Annotated in this window: 8 protein-coding genes and 1 pseudogene; 2 read left to right on the top strand and 7 right to left on the bottom strand. The window is 73.5% G+C overall.

The genetic code is table 11. The features are described 5' to 3' along the window. Positions 1-63 precede the first annotated feature (63 nt). The gene (locus GJQ66_RS00040; protein WP_155047344.1) at positions 64-660 is read left to right on the top strand and encodes a DNA-binding protein; all 597 of its coding nucleotides are present in this window, start codon (positions 64-66) and stop codon (positions 658-660) included. A 35-nt stretch (positions 661-695) separates the two neighbouring features. Next, positions 696-1,277 (top strand): hypothetical protein, encoded by a 582-nt coding sequence (locus GJQ66_RS00035; RefSeq protein ID WP_155047343.1) that lies wholly within the window; start codon positions 696-698, stop codon positions 1,275-1,277. Between the two features lie 19 nt (positions 1,278-1,296). Here the strand turns inward: GJQ66_RS00035 and galE are convergent, their stop codons facing one another. The 7 genes and pseudogenes from galE to GJQ66_RS15130 form a co-directional block, all read right to left on the bottom strand. Next, positions 1,297-2,316, bottom strand: a complete 1,020-nt coding sequence (gene galE / locus GJQ66_RS00030; protein WP_155047342.1) for a UDP-glucose 4-epimerase GalE — start codon at positions 2,314-2,316, stop codon at positions 1,297-1,299. Positions 2,317-2,344: 28 nt separating this feature from the next. Next, a complete protein-coding gene (locus tag GJQ66_RS00025; RefSeq protein WP_368732471.1) occupies positions 2,345-3,004 on the bottom strand; it encodes a thymidine kinase in 660 nt (219 codons plus the stop codon). An 89-nt stretch (positions 3,005-3,093) separates the two neighbouring features. Continuing rightward, complete coding sequence (mqo, locus tag GJQ66_RS00020; RefSeq protein WP_368732470.1) at positions 3,094-4,539, bottom strand: malate dehydrogenase (quinone); 1,446 nt, start codon at positions 4,537-4,539, stop codon at positions 3,094-3,096. An 85-nt stretch (positions 4,540-4,624) separates the two neighbouring features. Next, positions 4,625-5,695, bottom strand: coding sequence for an aspartate-semialdehyde dehydrogenase (locus GJQ66_RS00015; RefSeq protein WP_155047341.1), 1,071 nt, complete (start codon positions 5,693-5,695; stop codon positions 4,625-4,627). A gap of 14 nt (positions 5,696-5,709) precedes the next feature. Beyond that, positions 5,710-7,014: an aspartate kinase gene (locus GJQ66_RS00010; protein WP_166319373.1), complete on the bottom strand. Its 1,305-nt coding sequence runs from the start codon at positions 7,012-7,014 to the stop codon at positions 5,710-5,712. A gap of 88 nt (positions 7,015-7,102) precedes the next feature. Next, positions 7,103-7,696 (bottom strand): recombination mediator RecR, encoded by a 594-nt coding sequence (gene recR / locus GJQ66_RS00005; RefSeq protein ID WP_155047339.1) that lies wholly within the window; start codon positions 7,694-7,696, stop codon positions 7,103-7,105. Positions 7,697-7,860: 164 nt separating this feature from the next. Next, positions 7,861-9,109, bottom strand: a pseudogene (locus tag GJQ66_RS15130) (hypothetical protein); the annotation flags it as partial.

Below are 9,109 nucleotides of genomic sequence, written 5' to 3'. Positions count from 1 at the left end.
GTCTACCATTGTGCCTACAGACGCAATTAAGCGAGTGTTGAGTCTCCACGCACAAGGAGGGCCATGTTCGTCCTGACCGCCGACCAGCACGACAGCCGGGCCGGCCGCGACGCCGTGCCCGACGCGATCGCCCTGACGACCGCCGCCGCGGGCGCGGCGCTCGCACTCCCGCCCGAGCGCACGGCCGGCGACGAGTTCCAGGCCGTTTTCGACGCCGCGCCCGCCGCCCTCGACGTGGCGCTCGCCCTCACCCGCACGCGGGAGTGGAGCGTCGGCCTCGGCGTCGGGGAGGTGGAGCGCCCCCTCCCCCGGGAGGTGCGCGCCGCGCGGGGCGACGCCTTCGTGGCCGCGCGCGACGCCGTCGAGCGGGCAAAGACGGCACCCACGCGCGTCGCGGTCTCCGGGCCCGACGCCGCCGACGGCGAGGCCCTCGTCCGCCTCCTCGTCGAGCTGCGCGACCGCCGCAGCGAGGAAGGGTGGGAGGTGTACGACCTCCTCGCGCGGGGGCTCACCCAGCGCGAGGCGGCGGCCGAGCTCGGGATCACGCCAAGCGCGGCGAGCCGGCGCGCCTCGGCGGCGGGGCTGCGCGCCGAGGAGGCGGCCGTCCCGGCCCTGGCGCGCGCACTCGGCCGCCTGGATCCCGACGCCCCGGGCGAATAGGGCGCCCGCGCCGCGCGGGCTGAGACACTATCGCCATGCTCACCCCCGCGGCCCTGACCGGCACCGTGCTCGGCATCGTCCTGACGGCCGCCCTCGGCGCGGCACTCACACTCGTGCTCGTCGATCGACGAGCCACGCGCTCCGGCCCGCTCCTCGCCGCGGCGATCGTCACGGCGACGGCGCTCGTCGTGGCCGCGCTCGCGCCCGTGTCCGTGCCGCTCTCGATCGCCGCCGTGCTCGCGCTGATCGCGGTCGCCGTCGCGGTCCTCGGCGGGGATCCGGCCGCCCGGCGGGTCCTCGCGAGCGCCTCCGGCGGCGCGCTCGGCGAGGGACCGCACGGCGGGCTCCTGCTGCGCACGACGCCGGGCGCCCCCGGCCCGCAGCCCGAGGTCATGCGGGGCGGGGCCGCGATCGGGTTCCTCGAGCGCGGCGGCGCCGCCCTCGCCATCGTCGTCGGCTATCCCGAGGCGATCGCCGTCGTCGTCGCCATCAAGGGCATCGCGCGGTTCACGGAGCTCGGCACGCCGGAGGCGCGCGAGCGCTTCATCATCGGCACCCTCGCGAGCCTCGGCTGGGCCGCCGTCGCCGCGGCCACGGCGCGCCTCGCGATCTGGTGAGGCGCGCCGCGGCGCGGAGTCAGCCCTCGTAGCCGCCGGGGTTCTTCTGCTGCCAGTTCCAGACGTCGCGCGTCATGTCGTCGATCGTGCGCGTCGCCCGCCACCCCAGCTCGGCCTCGGCCTTTGCGGGCGTGCAGTAGGTGGCGGCGAGGTCGCCCGCGCGTCGCGGCTTCACGGACTTCGGGAGCTCGCGGCCGACGGCGCGCTCGAAGGACGCGACGAGCTCGCGCACGCTCACGGGGTTTCCCGTGCCGAGGTTGTACGCCGTCGTCCCCGGCGCCGCGTTCTCCAGCGCCTTGACGTGGCCCTCCGCGAGGTCCACCACGTGAATGTAGTCGCGCTGACCCGTGCCGTCCGGGGTGTCGTAGTCGTCCCCGAAGATGCCGACCTCGTCGAGCGCGCCGACCGCGACGCGCGCGACGAACGGCATGAGGTTGTTGGGGGTCCCCTTCGGGTCCTCCCCCACCAGGCCCGAGGCGTGCGCGCCGACCGGGTTGAAGTACCGCAGCAGCGTGACGTTCAGCTCCGGGTGGGCCGCCTGCACGTCGGTGAGGACCTGCTCGTTCATGAGCTTCGACTTCGAGTACGGGTTCGACAGCGCCACGAGGTTGCGCGTCGCCTCCTCCGTGAACGGCAGGTCGGCCGGATCCGAGTAGACCGTCCCGGTCGAGGAGAACACGAACGAGCGGATCCCGCGCGCGAGCCCGACGCGCAGGAGCGCGTAGGTCGTGTCGAGGTTGTTCGCGTAGTAGGACAGCGGCTGCGCGACCGACTCGCCGACCGCCTTGTACGCCGCGAAGTGCACGATCGCGTCGAACGGGCCGTGGGCGTCGAAGGCGCCCTCGACGACCTCGTCGTCGGCCGCGTCGCCCACGACGAGCGGGACCCGCGCGCCGGTGATCTCCGCGATGCGGTCGATCACGACGCTCGAGGTGTTCGACAGGTCGTCCAGCATGACCGGCTCGTGACCCGCCTCGAGGAGGGAAATGGCCGTGTGGGTCCCAACGTATCCGGCGCCGCCGGCGAGAAGAACGCGCATGAAACCAGCCTATCGGCAGGGCGCAGGCTCAGCCGCCGAGCGAGCCGCCCGACTCCTCGAGATAGCACGCGCCGCACAGGGACTCGTACGTGACGAAGTGCGCGTCGCGCACGGCGGCGGTCGCCGCGTCGATCGCCACCTGGTCCCCCGCGAACACGAACGTCCCGTTGATCACGCGGCCGTTGAACATCGCCTTCCGCCCGCACCGGCAGATCGTCTTGAGCTCCTCCAGCGCGTGCGCGACCTCGAGGAGGCGTCGGGACCCCGGGAACGCTTCGGTCTGGAAGTCGGTGCGGATCCCGTACGCCATCACGGGGATCCCCTCGGTCACGGCGACGCGAAACAAGCCGTCGACCTGCTCCCGCGAGAGAAACTGCGCCTCGTCCACGAGGATGCATGCGACGTCCGCGGGGCGGTCCGCGTCGAAGAGCGCGTCGGCCGCCTCCCGGCGGACGCGGGCGCGCTCGCGCTCCACCAGCGCCCGCACGTCGTCGTCCGGCCGGATCAACACGTCCACCGCGCGGGTCACGCCGAGCCGGGACTCGATCTCGTCGGCGCCCTTCGTGTCGATCGCGGGCTTCGCGAGGAGGACCGCCTGCCCGCGCTCCTCGTAGTTGTACGCGGCCTGGAGGAGCGCGGTGGACTTACCCGAGTTCATCGCGCCGTAGCGGAAGTACAGTTTGGCCACGGACCCAGGGTAGCCCGCCCGGCTCGGGAGGATCCCCGAGACGCCGCGGGCCCCGCCCGGGTGACCGGACGGGGTCCGCGGGACGCGGATCAGGCGTGGATCGCGAGCGCCTCGGCCGACGCCCCCGTGACGCGCTCGGCGAGCGCCGCGTCGGCGTTGAGCTGCTCGCCCAGGGCGGGGATGAGCTCGCGCAGCGTCGGCTCCCACGCCTCGCGCTGGTCGGGGAAGCAGGTCGAGAGCACGTTCAGCATGATCGAGACCGCAGTCGAGGCGCCCGGCGAGGCGCCCAGGAGGCCGGCGATCGACCCGTCGGCGGCCGAGACGACCTCGGTGCCGAACTGCAGCTTCCCGCCCTTCATGACCTGCGCCCGCTGGCCGGCCTGGATGAGCTCCCAGTCGTCGCCGTCGGCGGTCGGAAGGAACTCGCGCAGGCTCTCGATCTTGCGATCGCGGCTCTTGAGCAGCTCGCCCACGAGGTACTTGACGAGGTCGAGGTTCGTCGCGCCGACCTTCAGCATGGATCCGATGTTGCCGAGCCGGACCTGCTGGACGATGTCGGTCCACCGGCCGTTCTTGAGGAACTTCGGGCTGAAGGTCGCGAACGGCCCGAACATGAGGGAGCCCTCGCCGTCGACCATGCGCGCGTCGAGGTGCGGGACCGACATGGGCGGCGCGCCGACGGCGGCCTGCGAGTACACCTTCGCGCGGTGCTGGGCGACAAGCTCGGGACGCGAGGTCTTGAGGAACTGGCCGCCGATCGGGAAGACGCCGTAGCCCTTGATCTCGGGGATCCCTGACTTCTGGAGGAGCTTCAGAGCCCAGCCGCCCGCGCCGACGAAGACGAAGCGCGCGTTCACGCGGCCGGGCGTGCTGCCGACGCGGTTGCGGAAGCGCACGTCCCACGTGCCGTCGCTCTTCTTCTTCAGCCCGCGCACCTCGGTGTTCAGGCGCACGTCGACGCCCGCATCGTCGAGGTGCCGGAAGAGCTGGCGGGTGATCGCGCCGAAGTCGACGTCGGTTCCCGCCGGCACGCGCGTCGCCGCGAACGGCTCGCCGCGGCGGCGGTTCTTCATGAGCAGCGGCGCCCACTGGTGGATGACCCGCGAGTCCTCGCTGTACTCGATCCCCGCGAACAGGGGCTGCTCTTTCAACGTCTCGTACCGCGCGCGCAGGTACGCGACGTCCTTCTCGCCCTGCACAAAGGTCATGTGCGGAGTCTGGTTGATGAACGTCTCGGGGGCGCCGAGGATGCCGCGATCGATGAGTGACGACCAGAGCTGACGGCTGACCTGGAACTGCTCGTTGATGCCGACGGCCTTGGACGGATCCGCAGCGTCGGGCATGTAGTTCAGCTCGCAGAGCGCCGCGTGGCCTGTGCCCGCGTTGTTCCAGGGGTTCGAGCTCTCCTGCGCCACGTCGCCGAGGCGCTCGAAGGCCACGATCTTCCAGTCGGGCTGCAGTTCTTTGAGGAGGGTGCCCAGCGTGGCGGACATGACCCCGCCGCCGACGAGCACAACATCTACGGATTCGCTCACGATGTTCCAGCCTACTCCCGCCCGGGTGCGGGGAATCCGAGTGGATCCCCCGAAAGTTCGCGGATTCTTGCGCCCTCGGCGCGGATCAGGCGCCCTGCGCGACGCGCGCCGCGACGAGCTCGGCGATCTGCACCGTGTTGAGCGCCGCGCCCTTGCGCAGGTTGTCGTTCGCGATGAACATCGCGAGCCCGCGCCCCTCGGGGGCCGCCTGGTCCGGGCGGATCCGGCCGACGTAGCTCGGGTCGCTGCCTGCGGCCTGGAGCGGCGTGGGGACGTCGGCCAGCGCCACGCCGGGGGCGTCCGCGAGCAGCTCGCGCGCGCGCTCGGGCGTGATCTCGTCGCGGAACTCCGCGTTGATCGTCAGCGAGTGGCCCGTGAAGACGGGCACGCGCACGCAGGTGCCGGATACGCGCAGGTCCGGCAGCTCGAGGATCTTGCGGCTCTCGTTACGGAGCTTCTTCTCCTCGTCCGTCTCCCCGAGCCCGTCGTCGACGAGGTTGCCGGCGAGGGCGAGGACGTCGAAGGCGATGGGCGCCACGTACTTCTCCGGCGTGGGGAAGTCGATCGCGGATCCGTCGTGCACGAGGCGCTCGAGACCGCCCTGCTGGACCGCGGCCTCGACCTGGCCGCGCAGCTCCTCGACGCCGCCGAGGCCGGATCCCGAGACCGCCTGGTAGGTCGAGACGACGAGCCGCTCGAGCCCCGCCGCGCCGTCGAGGACCTTGAGGACCGGCATCGCGGCCATGGTCGTGCAGTTGGGGTTGGCGACGATGCCCTTGCGCGCCTCGTCGATCGCGTGCGGGTTCACCTCGCTCACCACGAGCGGCACGTCCGGATCCATGCGCCACGCGCTCGAGTTGTCGACGACGAGCGCGCCGGCCGCGGCGAAGCGGGGGGCGTGCTCGGTCGAGGCCGCGCCGCCCGCGGAGAACAGCGCCACGTCGATGCCCGAGAGGTCGGTCGTGTGGATGTCTTCCACGACGACGTCGACGCCCGCGTAGGAGAGCTGCCTGCCGGCGGAGCGCGGCGAGGCGAACAGCCGCAGCTCGCGGACGGGGAATGCGCGCTCGGCGAGGATCTCGAGCATCTTGCCGCCGACCTGACCGGTCGCGCCGACGACGGCGACCGAGACGCCCGAGGATGCGATGTGTGCCATGGGTGTTCTCCTGCTCAGCGGCCGGTGCCGGCGTAGACGGTCGCCTCGACGCCCCCGTCGAGGCCGTAGGCGGTGTGGACGGCGCGCGCCGCCTCGTCGAGGTCGGTGTCGCGCAGGACGACCGAGATGCGGATCTCGCTCGTCGAGATCATCTCGATGTTGATGCGGTGGCGGCTGAGGGCGTCGAAGAGCGTCAGCGAGACGCCCGAGTGGGACCGCATGCCCGCGCCGACGACCGACAGCTTGCCGACCTGGTCGTCGTGGACGATCGCCTCGAACCCCAGCTCAGACTGCTCGGCCTGGAGCTGCTGCGCGACGCCCCGCGCCTGCTCCTTCGGGAGCGTGAACGAGATGTCCGTGCGGCCGGGGCTCGCGGACTGCACGTTCTGGACGATCATGTCGATGTTGGCGCCGGCCTTCGACACGCGCGTGAAGATCGCGGAGGCCGACCCCGGCACGTCGGGGACCCCGACGACCGTGATCTTGGCCTGGCTGCGGTCGATGGCCACGCCGGCGACGACGGGCTCCTCCTTGCCGATGACGTCGGTCATGTCTTCTCCCTTGGCCAGGCGGGGGTCGGTCATCCCCTCACCGAGAACGTACGTGCCCTCGTTCGACGTGAACGTGGATCGGGCGTGGATGAGAACGTTGTGCCGCCGCGCATATTCCACGGCGCGAATGTAGAGCACCTTGGCGCCGTTCGCGGCGAGCTCGAGCATCTCCTCGGCCGAGATCGCGTCGAGCTTGCGGGCGAGGGGGACGACGCGCGGGTCGCACGTGAAGACCCCGTCGACGTCGCTGTAGATCTCGCACACGTCCGCGCCGAGCGCGGCCGCAAGCGCGACCGCCGTGGTGTCGGATCCGCCGCGCCCCAGCGTCGTGATGTCGCGGGTGTCGCGGTTGAAGCCCTGGAACCCCGCGACGATGACGATCGCGCCCTCGTCGAGCGCCTCGCGCAGGCGCACGGGCGTGACGTCGACGATGCGGGCGGATCCGTGGTCCGCCGTCGTGATCATGCCCGCCTGGCTCCCCGTGAACGAGCGGGCCTCGTAGCCGAGGGAGTGGATCGTCATGGCCAACAGCGCCATCGAGATCCGCTCGCCGCTCGAGAGGAGCATGTCGAGCTCGCGCGGGGCGGGCGTCGGCGCGACCGCGTGCGCGAGGTCGAGGAGCTCGTCGGTCGTGTCCCCCATCGCGCTGACGGCCACGACGACGTCGTTGCCCGCGCGGCGGGTGTCGACGATGCGCTTGGCGACGCGCTTGATGCTCTCGGCGTCCGCGACGCTGGATCCGCCGAACTTCTGCACAATCAATGCCACGAAGACACTCCTGGGTGGGGCTGCGGGCGGAGGACGTGTCGCCCGTCCGACCAGCTTAGAGCGGATTCCCAGCGGGGCGAGAATCGGGCTACGCCGAGCGACGCCCCTCGAAGGCGCGGCCGAGCGTGATCTCGTCGGCGTACTCGAGGTCGCCGCCCACGGGCAGGCCGGACGCGAGGCGCGTCACGGCGATCTCCATCGAGGCGAGCAGGCGGCTGAGGTACGCGGCGGTGGCCTCGCCCTCGAGGTTGGGGTTCGTGGCGAGGATGATCTCCTGGACCGTGCCGTCGGACAGCCGCGTCATGAGCTCGCGGATCCGGAGGTTGTCGGGGCCGACGCCCGCGATCGGGCTGATGGCGCCGCCGAGCACGTGGTAGAGGCCGTGGAACTCCCGCGTGCGCTCGATGGCGGCGACGTCCTTCGCGTCCTCCACGACGCAGACAAGGCTCTGGTCGCGCCGGGGGTCGCGGCAGATCGCGCACAGCTCGGCCTCGGAGACGTTGCCGCAGCGCTCGCAGAACTTCACGCGCTCCCGCACGTCGCGCAGGAGTTCGCTGAGGCGCGAGACGTCGAAGCTCGGCGTCTGCAGGATGTGAAAGGCGATGCGCTGGGCCGACTTCGGGCCGACGCCGGGCAGGCGGCCCAGCTCGTCGATCAGCTCTTGGACGATGCCGTCGTACATAACGAGTCCTTAGCTCGGGGCGTCAGTGGAAGCGGGTGGGAGGCTCGTAGTCCTCCTCGTGTAGGAAGCGCGCGCCGAGCTTCTGACGGACGACGGCCTCGCCGTACCGCTCGATGCCGTCCTCCAGGCGCACCTGACGCGCCTGGACGCGCGGCGCCGCGGGCTCATCGATGACCTCGCCGTCGCGCGCGGGGGCGGCCTGGCGCGCGGACTCCGGAACCTCGGCCTCGGCCGGGTCCTCGTCGACGGCGAGCGCGGGGCCGGCGGCGAAGGGCGGCGGCGCGGCCGCCGCGGGCGCGGGCGGCGTCGACCGCCTGGAGGGCGACCGCCCACCCGGACGCGGGCGCCGCGGCGTACGCGGAGGTCTGCGGCCGCGGCGCCTCGCGCGCGGGCGGGGGGCCCTGATCGTCGTCGGGCTCCGGCGGCTCGTCGCCGTACGGCGGCTCCTCCGGCGGCGCCTCCGGCACGTGCTTCGCGAGGAACTTCACGCGCGCGCCGAGGACCGCACCGAGGGCGGCGCGCAGGTCCTCGCTCACCCCCGCGCCGTCCGGGGCCCGGGTCTTGAAGCGCCCGAGGTCGGCGGCGTTCGTGAACGCGAGCCCGACGACGTCGCCCGCGACGTGGACGACGGACGCCGACTGCAGGACGAGCCACGAGGAGCGGCTCGCGGCCTCGACGGCGCCGAGCACGCGCGGCCACGCGGCGCGCACACCGTCGAGCGACAGCGTCGCGGGCGCCGCGCCGACCGGGTCGGGGTCGCCCCCGTTGCGCGCCGGCGCGGGGGACGCGGGCGCTGCGGACTCGGGCTCTGGCGCCGGGGACGCGGGCTCCGCGGGCGCGGCGGCGGCCGGTTCCGCACCGGCGCGCGACGAGGAAGCGCCTTCGCGCGGAGCGGCGGCACCGCGCGAGGACGGGGAGCCCCCGTCGCCCGCGGGCGCGGGTTGCGGAGCGGGCGCGGCGGTGTCGGCCGCCGCGGGCCGGCCCGGAACCGCCGTGGCCCAGCCCGCCGCGGGGCCCTCGTCCGCCGCGGGTGCGGCGGCGGGAGCGGGGCGCGCGGCCTCGGCGGCCGGCCCGGCGGATGCGGGCGACGCCGCGGTAGGCGGCGCGGCGGGGGCCGGCTCCGCGGACCGGGCGGGAGTCGCGGCGGGCTCCGCGCCCGGCGAGGCGGTGGGGGCCGCCGGCCCCGCGGACGGGTCGGGAGCCGCGCCCGGGGCAGGATTCTCCGCCGGCTCGGCCGCGCCGGGGGCGGGAGCCGCGGCGGGCTGCGGGGCGGGTGCGGTCGGAGCCACGGCCGGAGCTCCCGAGGCGGCGGCAGGAGCCGCCGTCTCCGGCGACTGCCGCGGCTCGGCGGCAGGGCCGGGGGGCGCGACGGCGGCGGGTCCGGGAGCCGCGACGGCGGCCGACGTCGCGGCG

The sequence above is a fragment of the Microbacterium sp. ZXX196 genome (assembly GCF_009709595.1).
In the GTDB taxonomy this organism is placed as follows: domain Bacteria; phylum Actinomycetota; class Actinomycetes; order Actinomycetales; family Microbacteriaceae; genus Microbacterium; species Microbacterium excoecariae.
This window is presented reverse-complemented; position numbering and strand designations above follow the sequence as displayed.

Excerpts from the sequence above, each read along its gene's own strand:
- recR (WP_155047339.1), bottom strand. The coding sequence starts at position 7,696 with ATGTACGACGGCATCGTCCAAGAGCTGATCGACGAGCTGGGCCGCCTG.
- GJQ66_RS00040 (WP_155047344.1), top strand. The coding sequence starts at position 64 with ATGTTCGTCCTGACCGCCGACCAGCACGACAGCCGGGCCGGCCGCGAC.
- GJQ66_RS00015 (WP_155047341.1), bottom strand. The coding sequence starts at position 5,695 with ATGGCACACATCGCATCCTCGGGCGTCTCGGTCGCCGTCGTCGGCGCG.
- GJQ66_RS00035 (WP_155047343.1), top strand. The coding sequence starts at position 696 with ATGCTCACCCCCGCGGCCCTGACCGGCACCGTGCTCGGCATCGTCCTG.
- galE (WP_155047342.1), bottom strand. The coding sequence starts at position 2,316 with ATGCGCGTTCTTCTCGCCGGCGGCGCCGGATACGTTGGGACCCACACG.